18 protein-coding genes are annotated in these 17,776 nt (G+C 59.1%); 12 read left to right on the top strand and 6 right to left on the bottom strand.

Annotated features, from left to right (window positions below):
- Nucleotide 1: 1 nt before the first annotated feature.
- Nucleotides 2-646: an L-threonylcarbamoyladenylate synthase gene (locus tag ABSG47_RS03155; protein WP_424166267.1), complete on the bottom strand. Its 645-nt coding sequence runs from the start codon at nucleotides 644-646 to the stop codon at nucleotides 2-4.
- Between the two features lie 184 nt (nucleotides 647-830).
- On the opposite strand from ABSG47_RS03155, the gene ABSG47_RS03150 reads away from it, so the two are divergent.
- The 4 genes from ABSG47_RS03150 to glf all read left to right on the top strand — a co-directional run bounded on the left by ABSG47_RS03150 (nucleotide 831) and on the right by glf (nucleotide 5,306).
- The gene (locus tag ABSG47_RS03150; RefSeq protein ID WP_424166264.1) at nucleotides 831-1,607 is read left to right on the top strand and encodes a TrmH family RNA methyltransferase; all 777 of its coding nucleotides are present in this window, start codon (nucleotides 831-833) and stop codon (nucleotides 1,605-1,607) included.
- The gene (locus ABSG47_RS03145; RefSeq protein ID WP_424166262.1) at nucleotides 1,604-2,980 is read left to right on the top strand and encodes a replication-associated recombination protein A; all 1,377 of its coding nucleotides are present in this window, start codon (nucleotides 1,604-1,606) and stop codon (nucleotides 2,978-2,980) included. Before ABSG47_RS03150 ends, ABSG47_RS03145 begins: the two co-directional genes overlap by 4 nt.
- A 77-nt stretch (nucleotides 2,981-3,057) precedes the next feature.
- Nucleotides 3,058-4,170, top strand: a complete 1,113-nt coding sequence (locus ABSG47_RS03140) for a hypothetical protein (protein ID WP_424166259.1) — start codon at nucleotides 3,058-3,060, stop codon at nucleotides 4,168-4,170.
- 44 nt (nucleotides 4,171-4,214) lie between these two features.
- A complete protein-coding gene (gene glf / locus ABSG47_RS03135; protein WP_424166257.1) occupies nucleotides 4,215-5,306 on the top strand; it encodes a UDP-galactopyranose mutase in 1,092 nt (363 codons plus the stop codon).
- Between the two features lie 54 nt (nucleotides 5,307-5,360).
- Here glf and ABSG47_RS03130 read toward each other — a convergent pair whose 3' ends face one another.
- The 3 genes from ABSG47_RS03130 to ABSG47_RS03120 all read right to left on the bottom strand — a co-directional run bounded on the left by ABSG47_RS03130 (nucleotide 5,361) and on the right by ABSG47_RS03120 (nucleotide 8,458).
- A complete protein-coding gene (locus ABSG47_RS03130) occupies nucleotides 5,361-5,546 on the bottom strand; it encodes a hypothetical protein (RefSeq protein ID WP_424166255.1) in 186 nt (61 codons plus the stop codon).
- A gap of 164 nt (nucleotides 5,547-5,710) precedes the next feature.
- Complete coding sequence (locus tag ABSG47_RS03125) at nucleotides 5,711-7,969, bottom strand: protein-disulfide reductase DsbD family protein (RefSeq protein ID WP_424166253.1); 2,259 nt, start codon at nucleotides 7,967-7,969, stop codon at nucleotides 5,711-5,713.
- Between the two features lie 54 nt (nucleotides 7,970-8,023).
- Nucleotides 8,024-8,458: a CoA-binding protein gene (locus tag ABSG47_RS03120; protein ID WP_424166251.1), complete on the bottom strand. Its 435-nt coding sequence runs from the start codon at nucleotides 8,456-8,458 to the stop codon at nucleotides 8,024-8,026.
- A 117-nt stretch (nucleotides 8,459-8,575) separates the two neighbouring features.
- Between ABSG47_RS03120 and ABSG47_RS03115 the strand changes: the two genes are divergently transcribed.
- The 4 genes from ABSG47_RS03115 (at nucleotide 8,576) to ABSG47_RS03100 (ending at nucleotide 12,383) form a co-directional block, all read left to right on the top strand.
- On the top strand, nucleotides 8,576-9,481 hold the full coding sequence (locus ABSG47_RS03115; protein ID WP_424166249.1) for an acetyl-CoA carboxylase carboxyltransferase subunit alpha: 906 nt from the start codon (nucleotides 8,576-8,578) through the stop codon (nucleotides 9,479-9,481).
- Nucleotides 9,482-9,487: 6 nt separating this feature from the next.
- On the top strand, nucleotides 9,488-10,543 hold the full coding sequence (locus ABSG47_RS03110; protein ID WP_424166247.1) for a CPBP family intramembrane glutamic endopeptidase: 1,056 nt from the start codon (nucleotides 9,488-9,490) through the stop codon (nucleotides 10,541-10,543).
- A gap of 139 nt (nucleotides 10,544-10,682) precedes the next feature.
- Entirely contained in the window at nucleotides 10,683-12,026 is a 1,344-nt protein-coding gene (locus ABSG47_RS03105; RefSeq protein ID WP_424166244.1) for a hypothetical protein, read from the top strand.
- Between the two features lie 177 nt (nucleotides 12,027-12,203).
- Nucleotides 12,204-12,383 (top strand): hypothetical protein, encoded by a 180-nt coding sequence (locus ABSG47_RS03100; protein WP_424166242.1) that lies wholly within the window; start codon nucleotides 12,204-12,206, stop codon nucleotides 12,381-12,383.
- Nucleotides 12,384-12,496: 113 nt separating this feature from the next.
- On the opposite strand, the gene ABSG47_RS03095 is transcribed toward ABSG47_RS03100, so the two are convergent.
- Entirely contained in the window at nucleotides 12,497-13,327 is an 831-nt protein-coding gene (locus tag ABSG47_RS03095) for an alpha/beta fold hydrolase (protein WP_424166240.1), read from the bottom strand.
- Nucleotides 13,328-13,629: 302 nt separating this feature from the next.
- Between ABSG47_RS03095 and ABSG47_RS03090 the strand changes: the two genes are divergently transcribed.
- Nucleotides 13,630-15,099 carry a hypothetical protein gene (locus tag ABSG47_RS03090; RefSeq protein WP_424166238.1) on the top strand — a complete coding sequence of 490 codons (1,470 nt, stop codon included), beginning with the start codon at nucleotides 13,630-13,632 and terminating at the stop codon, nucleotides 15,097-15,099.
- A 178-nt stretch (nucleotides 15,100-15,277) separates the two neighbouring features.
- On the top strand, nucleotides 15,278-15,838 hold the full coding sequence (locus tag ABSG47_RS03085) for a GNAT family N-acetyltransferase (RefSeq protein ID WP_424166235.1): 561 nt from the start codon (nucleotides 15,278-15,280) through the stop codon (nucleotides 15,836-15,838).
- 53 nt (nucleotides 15,839-15,891) lie between these two features.
- Here ABSG47_RS03085 and ABSG47_RS03080 read toward each other — a convergent pair whose 3' ends face one another.
- Nucleotides 15,892-16,635: a 3-oxoacyl-ACP reductase family protein gene (locus ABSG47_RS03080; protein ID WP_424166233.1), complete on the bottom strand. Its 744-nt coding sequence runs from the start codon at nucleotides 16,633-16,635 to the stop codon at nucleotides 15,892-15,894.
- Nucleotides 16,636-16,829: 194 nt separating this feature from the next.
- Between ABSG47_RS03080 and ABSG47_RS03075 the strand changes: the two genes are divergently transcribed.
- Together ABSG47_RS03075 and ABSG47_RS03070 are read left to right on the top strand one after the other, a co-directional pair.
- Nucleotides 16,830-17,162: a LysR family transcriptional regulator gene (locus ABSG47_RS03075; RefSeq protein ID WP_424166231.1), complete on the top strand. Its 333-nt coding sequence runs from the start codon at nucleotides 16,830-16,832 to the stop codon at nucleotides 17,160-17,162.
- On the top strand, nucleotides 17,144-17,752 hold the full coding sequence (locus ABSG47_RS03070) for a LysR substrate-binding domain-containing protein (RefSeq protein ID WP_424166228.1): 609 nt from the start codon (nucleotides 17,144-17,146) through the stop codon (nucleotides 17,750-17,752). The genes ABSG47_RS03075 and ABSG47_RS03070 overlap by 19 nt, the downstream gene beginning before the upstream one ends.
- The last annotated feature ends 24 nt before the right edge of the window (nucleotides 17,753-17,776 follow it).

The raw sequence follows: 17,776 nt of genomic DNA, 5'->3' as shown, positions 1-17,776 counted from the left end.
ATTATCGCTGAAGAACCATCGCAATCTCGTGTGTTGAAATCGCGCCCTCGCGCAGAATCATCCACCGCCCCGGCCCCAGGCTCAGGTCCACAATCGTGGTCGGCAGCGTGCGCCCCGTCGGCCCGCCATCAATAATCAGCGGAATGCGGTCGCCGATCTGGTCCCGCACGCAGGCCGCATGCGTACACTCGCTTGAGCCCTGCAGATTGGCGGACGTGGCTGTGATCGGCAGGCCGAACTTCTCCACCACCGCGCGCGGAATCGCCGCATCCGGCACGCGCAGAGCCACGTTGCCCGTATAAGCCGTGGAGCGCAGCGGCAGCTTTGTTCCAGCTCGCACAATGATCGTCAGCGGGCCCGGCCAGAATTTATCCGCCAGCCGGTCCAGCATCGGATCGCTCTCGCGCGCCAGCTCATAGGCCTGCGCAAGGCTCGCAATCAGCAGCGAAAGCGGCTTATGCTGCTGCCGCGTTTTGAGCTGATAAATCTGCTCCACGGCATGCAGATTCACCGGGTCCACGGCCAGGCCGTAAAAAGTATCGGTAGGAAGTGCGACGACACTGCCCTTACGCAGGCAGGAGACGATGTAATCGATCCGGTCTGGCTGGGGCTCGTCGGGATGGACGCGCAAAATTTCGGCGGACAAGAAGCTCTACCTCGGTTCGTGCTTATCGAGAGGCTACAAATTCGGAAACTAACACAGCACCAACCGCGGTGCAAGTGAAGCCGTCCCAAAAGGCAGACGAGAGACCGTTGCGAATACAATCGAACGAAGCAGAAAGCGATTTCCGATGCATGTCCGCCTTGTTCAGAGTAAACAAAATGCCCGTTTGAAGGAATTGCGCCGCGCGCTGAGCCAGCCGCCGCGTCCCGGCGAAGCGCTGGCTGGCATTGAGGGACCGAATCTCATTGAAGAAGCTTTGCGAGCGCGGCTTGGGATTGAAACTGTCTTTGTGTCGCAGGATGCGGAACGGCTGCTGGACGGCCTGGCATTGCCGCAAGAAACTGAAGTGCTGCTTGTGCCTCGCGAGCTTCTCACTTCTGCTCTGACAACGGAAGCTCCGCAGCCGATTGCAGCACTGGTTCGGCAGCCAGACTGGATCTGGAGAGATTTGCTGGAAGGATTTGAAGGAAATGCCGACGCTCTGATTGTCGTCCTCGCCGGTCTGCAGGATCCCGGCAATGTCGGCACGATTGTCCGCTCAGCAGAGGCCTTTGGCGCGACAGGCATTGTGAGCCTGCCGGGCACGGTGAGCGCATGGAATCCGAAGGCCGTGCGCGCTTCGGCAGGAAGCGTCTTTCGCGTACCGCTGATCAGCGCCAGTACAGATGACTGCATCCAGCAACTACATGAAAGTGGCGTGAAGCTGTGGACCACGGCTGCGCGCGATGCCAAGCCAGCTCCGAGCGTGAATCTCACAAAGCCCATCGCCATCCTGATCGGCAACGAAGGCAACGGCGTGTCCCCGGAGCTGGCAGCCAAGGCCGACGGCGCTCTCACAATTCCCTGCCCCGGACCTGTCGAAAGCCTCAATGCGGCAGTCGCCACAAGCGTGCTGCTCTATGAAGCCGCGCAGCAGCGCGCCGCGAAAGGCGGTACGCAATGAGCCTCTTCGATAGCGAGCCGGAGGGCCGGCAACGCTCGTCCAAAAGACCGCTCTATGCGGCAGCGCCGCTTGCCGAACGCATGCGCCCGCGCACACTGGACGATTACGTCGGCCAGGAGCATCTGCTCGGCCCCGGCAAGCCTCTCCGCGTCCAGATTGAGCGCGACAGCCAGGGCGCGGGCGAACTGGGCTCGATGATCTTCTGGGGTCCGCCCGGCGTGGGAAAGACCACGCTGGCGAAGATCATTGCCGAGACCACGCGCGCCAATTTCGTGGAATTTTCCGCCGTCATGAGCGGCATTAAAGAGATCAAGCAGGTCATGGCAGACGCTGCGCGGGCCGCGGAGATGCACTCGCGCACAATCCTCTTCGTCGATGAGATTCACCGCTTCAACAAGGCCCAGCAGGATGCCTTCTTACCTTACGTGGAGCGCGGCGCGATCCGTCTGATTGGCGCAACAACCGAGAACCCCTCATTCGAAATTGTCTCGGCGCTGCTCTCGCGCTGCCGCGTTTACGTACTGCAGGCTCTCAGCGAAGACCGCATCGCGCAACTGCTGCGAAGAGCGCTGGAAGATAAAGATCGCGGTTTGGGCGGGATGAATCTCACCGCGGACGATGATGCGCTGGAACTGATTGCAAGCTATTCAAACGGCGACTGCCGCGCCGCCTACAACACTCTCGAAGTTGCCGCGCAACTTGCTGCCGCTGGTGCGCAACATATCGACAAGACCCTCGCAACAGACGCTGTGCAGCAGCGTGTGCTGATCTATGACAAGAGCGGCGAGGAGCATTACAACTTGATCTCCGCATTGCATAAAAGCGTGCGCAACTCCGATCCCGATGCCGCGCTTTATTGGCTCGCGCGCATGTTCGCCGCGGGCGAGGACCCGCTCTATCTGGCGCGGCGCGTTGTACGTATGGCAGTTGAAGATATCGGCCTCGCCGCTCCCGAAGCGCTCAACCTTTGCCTCTCCGCAAAAGAGACGATCGATTTTCTCGGCTCGCCCGAAGGCGACCTTGCTCTCGCCGAAGCCGTCGTCTATCTTTGCCTCGCGCCGAAATCAAACTCCGTCTACACGGCGTATGCCGCCGTCCAGGCCGAGATCGAGCACACGCGCCAGGAGCCTGTGCCGATGCACATTCGCAACGCGCCCACGCGGCTGATGAAAGAGCTCGGCTACGCAAAGGGTTATCGCTACGCGCATGATGAAGAGGACAAGATAGCGGATATGGATTGCCTGCCCGATTCACTCAAAGGGCGCACCTACTATCACCCCACGCAGGAAGGCCGCGAGAAGCTTCTGGCGCAGAGGCTCGATGAGATTCGGCGCATCCGAGCGGGCAAGCGGAATACTGAGAATTTCGCTTAGTTGGCTTAGTGTATGATGAACTAGCAATTCGTGTTGCGTCCTATTTTTAATGTTCCATATACAAGGAATCTCATATTATGCCAGCAGAGGTTACATCCTTAACCGCGTCTGGGCGGCCACGCTATTTTGTCGTGAATTCCCGAGGCGACGGTTCGATCCGCGAGTGGGATCTGTCTTATTGGGATAAGACCTGGCCCGTGGATTGCCGCTATTACGCACAGGTCTTTCAGCACATGGAGCGCTTCCTCACCGTGCCCGATCTGCGCGTCTATCTCACATGGGATATGGATGCGGTGCCTGAGTATGGCCCCAACATCGTTGTCATCCTCCTCGGCGATGAGTTGGGCCGCATGCCGCGCTATGCGCGCTTCGTGAATACAATTTTGAAGACGCCGCGCGGAACCGAGCCTCTGCTGGGCATTCGCCGCTGGTTCCCATTCGACAGATTGCGGCGCAACATGACGCTGAAATATCTCCGCAACGTCGTGCTGTATTGGAAGGCGCTCTGGCGGGAGGCGCGCGCAAGCTATCCCGTTGCGCCCGTGCTGAAAGAGCCGCACATCCTGCATACGCCCTGCGGCACCTGCATGCTGGATGAGCTGCCGGTAAAGCCCATGCACGAGCGGCCATACCACTGCTTTTTTGCCGGCCAGATCGATATGGAGCCCACACGCGGGCTGGCATCGCTGAGTGAATCGCCGAAGCAGATTGCGCGCCGCGACATGGTCAAGTACACGCTCGAGCTCAAGAAAAGCAACCCGCGCTTCCGGCTCGATCATCGCGTGCTGCAGAAAGGTTCCTTTGGCGGCGCGGACGCAAACGATAACCGCACCTACTCCGAGCGCATGATGGATTCGAAAATCTGCCTCACGCCTCGCGGCACAGTGATCGATACATGGCGCCTCTTTGAAGGCCTGAAGAGCGGATGCCTGGTAATATGCGAGCCTCTTCCCGATGACTATTTCTACCAGGGAGCGCCCGTGATCCAGATCGACTCCTGGGATGAACTGGAGAAAACCGTTGCGCCGCTGCTTGACGACGATCAGGCGCTTCAGCAATGGAGCAATCGCAGCCTGGAGTTCTGGAAAAACGTATGCGGCGAAGAGGCCATCGGCCGCCGCGTTGCTGAGTTCATCGCGGCATCTCCGGCCTCACAGCAGTTGCTCAGCTCCGCAGCCCTGCAAGCGTAATTCAACCCGTAGCAGAAACCAAGGAGACTCCTCTGCAACTTGACGTGCTGGTGGTTGGCGCAGGGTTCGCGGGCAGCGTGGTGGCGCAGCAATTCGCCTCAGCGGGCCGTGACGTGCTGGTAATCGATAAACGGGAACATATTGCCGGCAATGCCTACGATGAACAGGACGCGTACGGTGTTCTGATTCACCGCTATGGACCACATCTGTTTCATACAAACGCGAAGACGGTCTTCGATTACCTCTCGCGCTTTACAGAATGGCGGCAATACGAGCATCGCGTGCGGACATGGGTAGAAGGGCAATGGCTCCCCATGCCCATCAATCAGGACACCATCAACCGGCTCTACAATCTCAACCTGGATGAGGCCGGTGTGGCGGAGTATCTGGAGCGCGTGCGTGAAGAGCGCTCGCCCATACTCACCAGTGAAGACGTGGTGCTCAACAGCGTCGGGCGCGACCTGTGCGACAAGTTCTTTCGCAATTACACCCGCAAGCAGTGGGGGCTCGATCTCTCGGAACTCAGCGCAGGCGTAGCGGCACGCATCCCGGTGCGCACCAACCGCGATGACCGCTATTTCTCCGACACCTATCAGGCCATGCCGCTCGCCGGTTACACAGCCATGTTCCGCAATATCCTCGATCATCCGCGCATTCGCGTCGAGCTCGGCACGGACTATGTGGAACTGCGCAAGCGCGTGCAGCCGAAACTGACCGTGTACACCGGACAAATCGACGAGTATTTCGATTTCCGCTTCGGCAGGCTGCCATACAGGTCGCTGCGTTTTGAGCATGAGCACATTCCGAATGTGGAGCGCTTGCAGCCGGTATGCACGCTGAACTATCCCAACGATCACGACTACACGCGCATCACGGAGTTCAAGCACTGCACAGGCCAGCAGCACACCGGCACATCCGTTGTGCGCGAATACCCCACCAATGAGGGCGATCCATATTACCCGGTACCGCGTGCGGAAAATCAGGCCCTGTACAAGCAATATGAGGCTGCCGCAACTGAAGAGCGCGACACGATCTTTGTCGGCCGCCTGGCGCAATACCGCTACTACAACATGGACCAGGCCGTTGCAGCGGCTCTCAAAGTCGCGCAGGAACGGCTGGAAAATGCTGCTGTCTGAATATGGAAGATAAGTCCGAATGAGTTAATAACTGGGCGCTTTGCCGGCGGGCGCTCAATCTTCGTATGTTTGAAAATTAGAGACCTTCGCGTCGCCGGTCTCCATTTCTTCATCCGTACCGGTGGAATCGGCCAGATGGATGGAGCCCATCGAGTCGTTGAAGAGAACTTCTTCGCTGGTTTCCCGGGCATCTGCAAACTGCCAGTTCGGGCGGTACGGCGGTTTGTACTCAAGCCTCATGAGCGTCCTCCTGTGTGAGTTGTAGGATGCCGCGTGCAGCCGACGGGTTGGAGTAGCCGCACCTCGGTATATGTGAATCTTCTGCGAATCGCTCTTCAGTCCGCGTATTTCACTGAGCAGCCATAAGGACGCGTCGCGGTCTTGCAGTTCACTTAGCTATACACCTATTTCCGCATCGACGCGGAAGTTTTTGGTAATCCGCTGAGGAAATCAAGCACAATTCCCGGCGTCAAAGCCTCCGGTAACAGCTTTGGGCTGTCTTGACCTGGAATGTACAGCGCATAGGCGGGCACGCCGCTGCGGCCCAGCTTTTCAAGAGCCTGTGCAATCGCCTCATCGTGCTGCGTCCAGTCGGCGCGCAGCAGAGCCACGTTGGAATCGGCGAAAGCCTTCTTCACTTCAGGCCGGCTCAGCGCAACTCGTTCGTTCACCTGGCAACTCAGGCACCAGCTTGCCGTGAAATCCACAAACACAGGCCTGCCGGCGGATAAGTTCTTTTGGACAGTATCTTCGGACCACGGCTGCCAGCCCGTCTTCTGCGCGCTTTGCACACCCGGCGTGGCGGCAGACGCAAAATTGTTCGAAGCATAAACGCCAAGTCCAATCACTCCGAGCAAAAATACCGCGGCAACTCCGGTAGCCCACCCCTTAGCAGGCCAACGTCCGAGGAACCATCCTGCAATTGCCAGAAGAAGGAAGCAAGCCAGCAGCGCAGTCAGCAGCATTGCACCATAACTTCCCGCCACCACCCAGGCCAGCCAGATCACCGTGGCAAAGATGGGAACAGAAACGCCCTGTTTCAGGTACTCCATCCACACGCCGGGCTTTGGCAACAAACGAGTCCACGCAGGCTGAAGCGTCAGCGCAACATACGGCGTAGCCAGACCAAGCGCAATCGCAGTAAAAATGGCAAATGTCGTCAAAGCCGGCGCGGAAAGCGCATAACCAATCGCAGCGCCCATAAACGGCGCAGTGCACGGCGTGGCCACAATCACTGCCAATACGCCAGTAAAGAAACTGCCCGTATATCCCTGCTTCGCAGCCAGCGATCCACCAGCGCTCGTAAGCGTGAGCCCGATCTCAAACTGCCCCGCGAGAGACAGCCCGAGAAAGAACAAAAGACTCGCCATCAGCAGCAGAAAGATCGGCGACTGAAACTGAAATCCCCATCCAAGGCGCGAACCCGCAGCGCGCAGCGCTAGCAGAGCGGCCACAAGCACCCAGAAGGAAACCAGAATGCCAAGCGTGTACACAGCCCCGTGCAGCCGCAGCCTGCCGCGCTCCTCGCTACTGGACTGCACCAGTCCCAGTCCCTTCAAAAACAGGACGGGAAAGACGCACGGCATGAGATTCAGAATGAGACCGCCAAGGAATGCAAAACCGATGGTCTCTGCTAAGCCTTTCTGATGCGGCGGAGGCGGAGGAGGACCCGGGTACGCCTGAAAAACCATTTGCTTCTGCGGGGCAGCGGGAGCCGGAGCACCAGGCGCACTCTGTTGTGCCGGCGCAGCAGGTGCTGCCGTAGCTACTGGCTCTTGTGCAGCAGGCTGTGTCGCCACAGGAGCCGAAGCCGAATTATCCGAGCCATTCGCAGTTGCGCCGGCTGCCGCGGCAACCTCATACGACCTGCCGCCCGCGAGCGTAATCACGCCTCGAATCTGCGCCGGATTTGCGGTCAGAGTCGCATCTTTAATCAGGTCAAGCGTCAGGCCTTTCGCTGTCGGCGTCACCCTTTGCGGAGAAGGATTATCAATCACATCCTGATCCGCCGGAAAGAATGCAGCGTCGCTCTCTCGCCTGCCGGTTTCAAGCGTCAACCGGAAGCCCGTCGCAGTTGGCTGAAAGCTCGCCTTGGCACTCGCAGGCAGCGGCTTTGGCAGCTTGTTTCCCAGCCGCGCAAAAAGTCCCGCATCGGGCTCCACGTTGCTGCCGCCCGGTCCCACCGTCCGCACAATCTCCAGCTCCGCCTTGCCCGGAATGCACTCCTCGCGGCAGACCAGCCAGTCCACCTTTGCGTGCAGAACGGCGTCTCCCGCCTTCGCGCCCGCCGAAGCCTTAATCTCAAACGGATACAGAACCTCGCCCTCATACCCGTAATCCATCAGCGTGGAAACCGGCAGCCGCTGCGGCACAGGAAACTCCAGCGACCCCGCCGTAATCCCATCCGGCAGCGTCCACTTGATGTGCGGCGGCTCGCCGGCATCGCCCGCGTTCTTCCAGTAGACGTGCCAGCCCGGCTCCAGCTTGAAGTAAAGCCCGCCCCTGGCCGTCTCACCGGGCTTCAGATTGGATGCCGGCGCCACAAGCTGCACATGCAGATGCGTTACATCCGCGAAGCTGGGCGCTGCATTAGGCGCGGCAAAAGCGGTTACGCCCGCCGCAAGCAGAACAAAAAGTGCCAATATGTACCGAAAAGTCTTCATCTTGCTGTACCCGTTGGACGCGGATTAGTCCATGTTTGTCGCAAAACTGCGCAGCTAGTCAATAATCCTCGCCGCATGCTGGCGAAAAATGCAATCGTTCTGCACGCATTTCACTCCTGCGGCCTCAGCCCGCGCCACGGCCTCATGATGAATCACCTCATCCTGCAGCCACAAATAAGGAATTCCCAGCCGAATCACATCGTCCACAATCGGCGGCACATTTTCTGATGCTCGAAAGACATTGACCAGATCAATTCCCTTTCCGGTTGCGGTTTTCGCAGCCGCCTGCGCCGTGTCCAGGTCCGGGTAACTCGTCAATCCCATCACGCTTTCAAGCGCCGGATTCACCGGCAGCACGCGATACCCATGATCATGCAGATACTTGCCAATGTTGAAGCTTGCCCGATAAGTCTTGTCGCTCATGCCCACCACGGCAATGGTGCGCGCTGCATGAAGCATCTCGTCAATTGTTGCCGGCTCGTTTGCCAAACTGTTCTCCTTATTCCCTTCGCTAAGGATACGATGATCCGCCACGGTATTTGTCGCCCGCGGCCCAACCCCGTAGAATCTCTGGAGGGCTTCGAGCACCAGGCCCCCAAGGTATCAATGAGCGAAGAGCAGGCAGGCAAGCCCCTTCCCGCGGCAGTAGCCGCGGCCTGGGAGAGAGTAGAGCGGGCACGGCATCCACAGCGGCCCTACCCCATGGACCTGATTGGCCGGATCTTTACGGATTTCAGCGAGATTCACGGGGATCGGCGCTTTGGCGACGATGAAGCCGTGGCCTGCGGCATGGCGCGCCTTGCCATGCCCGATGGAACTACACAGGAAGTCCTCGTCATCGGCATTCGCAAGGGCGGCACCACCAAAGAAAAGGTCCGGCGCAACTTCGGCATGCCCAACCCCGAGGGTTACCGCAAGGCCCTGCGCGCCATGAAGCTGGCAGAAAAATTCAACCGCCCCGTCATCGCCATCATTGATGTCACCGCGGCCTACCCCGGCATTGGTGCGGAAGAGCGCGGACAGGGCGAAGCCATCGCCCGCAATCTCCTCGAAATGTCGCGCCTCAAGGTGCCCACCATCTCCGTCATCACCGGCGAGGGCGGGTCCGGCGGCGCGCTCGGTCTTGCTCTCGCTGACCGCGTGCTCATCCTGGAGACCGCCGTCTACTCCGTGATTCCACCGGAGGGCGCGGCCGCCATCATGTGGCGTGACGCCGGCCAGAAGCAATTTGCCGCCGCCGCTCTGCGCATCACCGCACCGGAGGTGGCGAACCTCGGCTGCGTAGACGGCATCATCCCGGAGCCCCCAGGCGGCATTTATACCGATCCCGAAGCCGGCGCCATTGTGCTCGGCGATACCATCCGCAGGCATCTGGCGGAGCTCAAGGCCATGCCGCTCGACCTGCTGATCGCCACGCGTCGCAATAAATTCCGCAACCTCGCGCAGTTCTATACGGAAACCCCGCCGCAGCCGCGCCAGACCACTCCCGAAGAAGCCAGCTCTCGTATTTAAAGGACAATGACCGAACTGCGTAAACAAGACAGCCGGGTCCGTGCATACCTGGAGTTCGTGATCGCGTTGTTTTATTTCATCGCGGCGCGCGTTCTGGCACGCCGCGCAGCCGGTATATTTGCCTCAGCCTCCTGGCAGCCGCTGGTGGAGCAGGCTACGCTCGCCTTTCTGCTGCTAGCCGGTTACGCCGGCATGGGCTTCTCACTCGCCCGGCAACCGCACCCAATCCGCGCACAGGGCCTGCCTTTTCGGTCCGGCTGGCGCGGGGAACTCGGTCTGGGCCTGGCCACCGGATGGGGCGTTGCCGCGGTTTGCGCCATTGCCATGGCGATCTTTGGCGGCATTCTGGTCCGTTTTCATCCGGAACCGGCAGCCTGGGGCTGGCTCGCCGCCGATATCGCTTATTTTCTGCTGCTCACGCTGGTAGAGGAAGTCGCCTTTCGCGGCTACGGATTCCAGCGGCTTTCCCGCTCGCTTGGCTCCGGCGTGGCCGTCATCGGTTTCGCGCTGCTCTATGCCCTGCTCGAACGTCTGCAGCCCGGCGCAAATGGCACCAGCATCTTTGTTGCCATCGCCTTGAGTCTGGCGCTCTCCGCGGCGTACCTGCGGACAAGAGCCCTCTGGGTAAGCTGGGGTCTCAACTTCGGCTGGAAGGCCAGCCGCGCTTTGCTCTTCGGCCTCGCCATCAGCGGCAACGGCTCACATTCCAGTGTGGTTGAGGGCAACCCGATGGGTTCATTCTGGCTTACCGGCGGCGGCTTCGGTTTGGATGGTAGCTGGTTCGCCTTTTTCGTCCTGCTGGCCGCCATTCCTCTTGTCTACCGCATCACCCACGACCTCAACTTTCACCACAACACGCCGGAGATCATTCCCGGCGGAATCCCTGTCGATCTCGACGCCGCCGCGCGCAAACAGCATGAGGCTGCCATGGGCGAGGTCACTCCCGCCCCGCCTGCACTGGTGCAGATCATCCCGCTCGCCACTCCCGTCAGCCAGGCCCCTGACCGGCATCCGGCCCCCGAGCCGGAACAAAGCGCCGGCACGGGCAACGATCTTCCCTGATTCCCATCCCAGACTCGCCTTTTCACACCCAGCCGCCGCGCATCCTTCCCTCCTACCCGTTACCGGATCAAATCGAATTTGACCTTTTCCCTTGCCTGGGACTAAAGTCTGCGCCATGCTGTTGTGTGGGAGCGCGCCCATGCCCCGGTCCTTCTCGAATCCGGCTTCATCCCCAGCTCACAGCCTGGCCGTTCTGGCAGGCAGCGTCGTTCTATTGCTCGCGCCTGCCGCACTTCATGCGCAAGCCGTCACCATTGACTCCTCCGGACGCATCAAGGACGGTTCCACGGCTACCGTCGATCGCCGCTTGGCGCCGATTCAGCCAACCAATGTAGCTCTCGACAACTCTGTCCTCGACTCCAAGACCCGCCTTGAGCTCATCCGCCTCCTGGATGCGGAGCAGGGCTTTGCCATGCGTCCTTTTCCCCGCGGCCACAAGGGACTCACACTCGTCGCCAACGGAAAATTGGAGCCCACTGGCGAGGCCTGGCTGAACATGCTCACCGAATACGGAGTCTCCGCTAAACCCGGCGACCGCGTCGTGCTCTCAGACATCAAGATCGACCACAATAAGATCGTCTTTGATCTCAACGGCGGCCCCGACGCGAAGCACCGCTTCCTGCGCCACATTGAAGTCGGCGGCGGCACCCAGATGACACCCATGTCGCAGGACGACGGCCAGGAGCCTGCCGGCGCGCGCCTCACGCTGGTCTTTCAAAAGCAGTTGCCCGAACTGACCGGATCTCAGGTTAAAGCGCTGCTCGCGCCGCTCATCTCCTTCGACGTAAAGACGCCCGTACAGGCATTCACAGATACGCTGCCGCCCGTTTTGAAAGACGCCATCCTGAACCATCACGTCATGGTTGGAATGAGTACGGAAATGGTGCTCTACACCCTGGGTCAGCCGCAGAAAAAAATTCGCGAAATGGATGAACAGATGCCTTTCGAGGAGTGGATTTACGGCGATCCACCCAGGCCGGTCGAGTTTGTCCGCATCAACGGCAACCGCGTCATCCGCCTCGAAATCGCCAAAGTCGGCGAGCCCGTCGCCATCTTCGACAAGGATGAGGTCTCAGGCCTCATGCGCACCGATGGCACGCCACTCACACCCACCAGAACGCGTACCATCGCCATGGGCGACACCACCTACGATCCCGATACTCAGGCCGCGCCTGCTCCTCCCAGCTTGAAGCACGCCGGCGACAAGCCAGCAGATACGATTCCCGGCAATCCCACCGGAAGCGGCGAGATGGGGCCCGTGCAGTTCCCGCAGCAAAAGCCGGACGATCTGGAAATCCACCGCCCTCCCAAGCCGGCTCAGCCTGCGCCCGACTCCACGGACCCCAATCAGGCACCGGCTCAAAATCCGGCTCAGCCCGCGCAGCCTGCTTCGACCCCACAGCAGAAGCCTGCTGCACCCAATCCAGCGCCTGCCCAGCCGCCGTCTCCGCAATCGGATCAACAGCCCACTCCGGCCCCGTAACAGGATTGAAAACCGGGGCTCAAAAATCCCGACTCGTGTAAACTCAAGGGAGCGAGTTCCGCTCCCTTCTGCCGTGTCATTTGAGACAGCTTGAGATGAGCAACCGCGCCGTTGAAGCCGCGTTTGATCCCTCACGCGCGTGAGCAGAGACAATCCCTAAAAGGAGATTCACCCACAATGGCAAAGATTGCAAAGACAGGCGACCGCAAGAAGATCATGGACACCACCAAGTCCACAGATTGCCCCAAGTGCTCCAAGACCACGCGCATCGTCAAGCGCGTCAAGGACCGCGAGCGTAACATCCCCGGCGGCGTCTACATTTCCTGCTCGGCCTGCGATTTCTTTGAAAAGCTTTAAGCTCTTCGAAAACGAGTCAGAAAAAGCCGGGTGCCCCATCCATGCGCGCTTTTTTGCGCATGGGTGGGACAGCACTCCCGCCAACTCACCGCAAACAGGCCCTGTTACGGGCTTTAGCTCCTGAAAAACTCCAGCAGATCGGCGTTGATCACATCGGCATGCGTCGTCGCCATTCCATGCGGATATCCCGGATACACCTTCAGCTTCGCATTCTTCACCAGCTTGGCTGAAAGCAGCGCGGAGTCGGCAATCGGCACAATCTGGTCGTCATCGCCGTGCAGAATCAGCGTCGGCACATTGAACTTCTTCAGGTCCTCCGTAAAGTCAGTCTCGGAGAATGCCTTGATGCAGTCATACTGAGCCTTGATTCCGCCGATCATTCCCTGCCGCCACCAGTTGCCGACAATACCTTCTGAAACCTTCGCACCAGGCCGGTTGAATCCATAGAACGGCCCCGATGGAACCTCACGATAGAACTCAGCGCGGTTGGCCGCAAGCGCAGTGCGGAAACCGTCGAAGACCTCGATCGGCAGCCCGCCGGGGTTCGTCTCCGACTTCACCATGATCGGCGGCACGGCTCCAATCAGAACCGCTTTGGCCACGCGCCCCGGCTCAGCCCGCGCCACATAGCGCGCCACCTCGCCGCCGCCCGTCGAGTGCCCCACATGAATCGCATTCTTCAGGTCCAGCGCCTTCGCCAACTGAATTACGTCGCCCGCGTACGTATCCATATCGTTGCCGATATCGGTCTGCGTCGATCGCCCATGCCCGCGCCGGTCGTGCGCAATCACGCGATAGCCCTGTGCCAGGAAAAACATTGTCTGGTTGTCCCAGTCATCGCTCGCCAGCGGCCAGCCATGATGAAACACCACAGGCTGGGCATCCTTCGGACCCCAGTCCTTGTAGAAGATCTGCACTCCGTCGCTCGTCGTGAATATCGGCATCGAATTTTTCTCCTCGTCTGGGAAACTGTCTGGGAAACTCCGGTGGAAAGTGTCGAAAATCGCAGGACCGCAAGCCTGCTGCCTCTTGAACAGCCCTCAAAGAATACACGTAGAAATAGAAGCGCTATATGTCCGGCGCGCGAACGCTTGCATGGAACAAACTTCAGAAATTGCGGAATTCCATCCACTCAAACGTTTTATCTAGCCATCTTTCCGCATTGTGAAGTAGCATAACTCTGCCGATCGCCGCGCATTTTCCCGCACTGAACTAGATGCCGCGCGCAGGCAATTGGAGGTCTCGTTTGAAACGCATCTTCGCTGCCGCATTCCTGTTCCCTGCTCTGCTTGCCGCAACCATAACCGCTCAGAACGTTGTCGCCACAGGGCCCGTTGCTACCTGGCAAGGTTCGATTCAGACCGGCACAGAGCAGCATCGCGCTGTGCTGCAGATGTGGAAGACCGAAAAAGGCGAATGGCAGCCCAAGAACCTTTACATCGAGTTCGTCCCGGACTACCACACCCTCGTCGAGTCCCCCACATCGAGCGCCAGCCATCTGCACTTCTCCCTGAACAATGGCAAGGGCGCCTTCGACGCCGTAATCTCTGCTGACAGCGATACCATCAACGGCACCTTAAGCTACGAGAACGCCGTCTCTAAAGTCGAGCTGCATCGGGCTGAAACCTCCCAGGCATGGCGTGTGCCGTTCCTCTATCAGTACCACCATCAGGACGCCACGTATTACCGCCCCACGCCCGACGAGCCGGTCATTCCCTTATCCACCAAACTTGCACTCACCTATCTCGAACAGGGCGCCATTGCCTGGACCAACGAAAGCCATTGCGTAGCCTGCCACACCAACGGCACTTACATGGTCATCCGCCCCATGCTCACCTCTCAGTTCGGCGCGCCGCGGAAGGAGCTGCATGATTTCTTCATTAGCGCGCTCCGCGAGCAGATGACTCCCGATCTTGACGATCCCAAATGGGAGCCTGCGGTCTCCCAGGTCGTCTATATCGCTGCCGGCCTCGCCATCTGGGATGCAAACGTCACGCACAAGCTCTCGCCGGAAACCGCGCAAGCCCTCGACCTCATGTTCAGGCTGCAGCGCCCCGCAGGCGACTGGTACATCGACGACCCCAACAATCCTCCGCTCGAATCGAACTCCTTCCAGCTTGCCACCGTCGCCGCCCGTGCAGCGGCCAATGCCCCCGGCTGGCTTGCCGCGCAACATGGCACTCCCAACGAGCCCCACATTCATCTGCTCGAAAACCTCCTTCGCTCTCAAGCCAAAATGCAGGGCGACTACGACCGCACTGACCTGCTCTGGACCGCAGCCGAATACCCCGGCCTTCTCGATGCAGCCAGAATGCGCGAACTCACCGCGATGGTCTTCAGCCATCAGCAGCCGGATGGCGGCTGGTCCATCCGCGCCTTCGCCAAACCCGAGGAATGGGGCACCGGCAACCACGCTGAGAAGCTTCGCGCGGAGCCCGAGTTCCACAACCCACCCAGCGATGGCCACATGACCGGCCTCGCCATCATCGCACTCAGAAAAACCGGCGTCCCGGCCGGCGATCCTCGCATTCAGCGCGGCGTCGCCTGGCTGCAAGCCAACCAGCGCGCCTCAGGCCGGTGGTACACCCGCTCTCTCAGCCGCGACGGCTGGCAGTTCATCACCTACAGCGGCACGGCATACCCGCTGCTTGCTCTCTCTATGTGCAACGCCATCGACACACAACCGCGCAATGGAACAAGCGCAGGCGGAAAGTAAGCCTCGCATCTCTTAAGAAAGCCAGTAAGAAAGCCGGCTTAAGAAAACCACGACGCGAGATTTATCCTTTTTTTATGTGTTTCGGAGTGTACTGGAAGTGTTGCAACGATCCGGTTCGGCAGAGGCAGGGTGAGAACCCAATCCACTCCACACGGAGGCCGTCTCGGATTCAGGACAAATGGGAACCAGCAGCAGCGTAGTTAATGCCGAACCAGTCCTTGCCGGAAAAAACGCTTACGGCTCGTCGCAATGCCTCGTCCGTCCAGCCGCTTCGCGAGATATTCCCCACATCACTTCCATCTACTCGCTCTTCGTCACCACAAGCACCGCAACATCCGAGATCACCCTTCCGGAAGAGTCCGAGATGCTTCGCCGCTGGCGTGCCGCGCGTGATCGCAAGCTGCCCTATCTTGTCGCCGAGCTTGAGGGCTACGTTGTCGGTTATTGTTATGCTTCTCAGTTCCGCCCGCGTGAAGCCTATCAGGGCACCGTCGAAGATTCCATTTACGTGCGCCCGGACTGCATCGGTCATGGAGTCGGCAAGCTCCTGCTCGCGCAACTGATCGCTCAGTGCCGAGAACGAGCCTGCCACTCCATGGTGGCCTGCATTCTCGGAGTCAACCCTGTCTCCGTCGCATTGCACGCGGCGCTCGGCTTTCAGCGCGCAGGCCTGCTGCCGGATGCCACCTACAAATTCGGCCAGTGGCACGACCTGCTCATCATGCAGCGCAAGCTGTAGGCCCGAAGTTTTGCTCCGTATCAGGACATTGTTTCAACTACGCCGCAACTCCATCACGCATTTGTCCCGCCATCCACGGTGAGATTAGCGCCGGTGATGTAAGAAGATTCCGCCCCTGCGACAAACGCCACCAGCGCAGCAACCTCATCTACCTTCCCGTAACGCTTCAGCGCGGTAGCGGATATTTGAGGCGTTGCCCAATCACCAGCAGCCGGATTCAGATCCGTGTCAATCGGCCCAGGCTGCACATTGTTAACCGTAATGCCGCGGTCTGCCACTTCTCGCGAAAGGCTCTGCGCAAACATCTTGACCGCTCCCTTGGTTGCTGCATATGCGGCCAGCCCCGGCGTCATGTTCTTTTCGCCCACGCATGAACCGATCAAGATGATGCGTCCATTGTCATTCATGTGCTTCAGCGCCGCCTGCGTCGTAACAAATACGCCGCGCACATTGAGATTCAGGATGTGGTCCAACTCTTCCAACGTCGCCTCAATAAATGGCTTCGGAATTGCCGTACCCGCATTGTTCACCAGCACATCCAGCTTCCCCAGCGCTGCAACAGCCTTCTCCACCGCACTCTTCACAGCTTCCGCATTGGCGGCATCCGCCTGGATAGCAACTGCCTTTCCGCCGAATCCTTCAACCGCCTTCACCACAGCAGAAGCAGACTCAGCATCCTTTGCATACGTGATGGCGACGTTGGCTCCATCCGCGGCCAGCCGTTTCGCAATAGCCGCGCCGATTCCGCGCGATCCACCTGTAACAAGCGCAACTTCTCCTTTAAGTGAATGAGACATATATCCTTTCCTTTCGGTTAAGCAAATGGTGTGTGCTTCAGGTCAACAGAGAGTAAAAGCGAAAGCTGTCGCGATTCCTGCTTACAGCCAGACGTCGCTGCGCGAAGGACAGCCTCCCTGACCATAACTCAAAACGTCATCGATAACATTGCTTTGTAGGCTCACAGGGTATGCTTTTCAAGCAGAGGTGAGGTTTGGAACTCAGACATCTTCGTTATTTTGTAGCCGTAGCAGAAGCGCGAAGCCTCAAGCTTGCGGCAGAAATGAAGCTGCATACAACGCAGCCCTCCTTGAGCCGGCAGATCCGCGACCTTGAGAACGAGGTCGGCACGCCACTCCTCGTCAGAGGATCAAGGGGCGTCGAGCTGACACCTGCGGGCCGCGTATTTCTCGACCATGCACGCGTTATGCTCTCCCAGGCAGAGGCCGCTGTTCAATCCGCCCGGCAAATAGCTCATCCAGCAAAGCCATCCTTCGCGTTAGGCTTCATGATCGGCCACGACACCACATGGCTCCCGAGACCCTGAAGCTTCTTCGCGACGAACTACCCAATATTCATATCGTGATCTCCACTCAGAATTCCCCTCAGCTCGCAGCCGCTCTCCTACATGGCGGCATCGATGTGGCCTTCCTCCGCAGAGAAGATGGCAGCAACGATCTGGAATTCAGAACGCTCGTCGAAGAATCATTCGAAGTGTTCCTGCCCTCAAATCATCCTCTCGCCGCCAAAAGCACAATCCGTGTTCAGGAAATTGTCCACGAAACCTTCATCAGCGTCTCCGGAACAGCTCTCAGCATCTCAGGAAAACAGCCCGCGCTCCGCCGAACGATAGACAGATATCTCAAAGACCATCACATCGAAATCAAACCAAGCCATGAAGTCGACAATCTTGGCGGCGTAATGTCTCTCATCGCCTCCACGCAGGGCATCGCCCTCCTGCCCCGTTACGCAAAAACCTTCCTTCCCGAATCCGTCACAACCCGCCCGCTGCAAGGCACCGGACCAAAGATCGATCTATCGATCGGCTATCGGAAAACCAACCACTCTCCCGTACTGAAGTTATTTCTTTCCAGAGTTGAAAAGCTCATAACTGATTCGCATTCTCTTCGGCTCTAACGAACCCACAGATCCCGACTATTT

Source organism: Occallatibacter sp. (genome assembly GCF_049510455.1).
GTDB lineage: Bacteria > Acidobacteriota > Terriglobia > Terriglobales > Acidobacteriaceae > Telmatobacter.
This window is presented reverse-complemented; position numbering and strand designations above follow the sequence as displayed.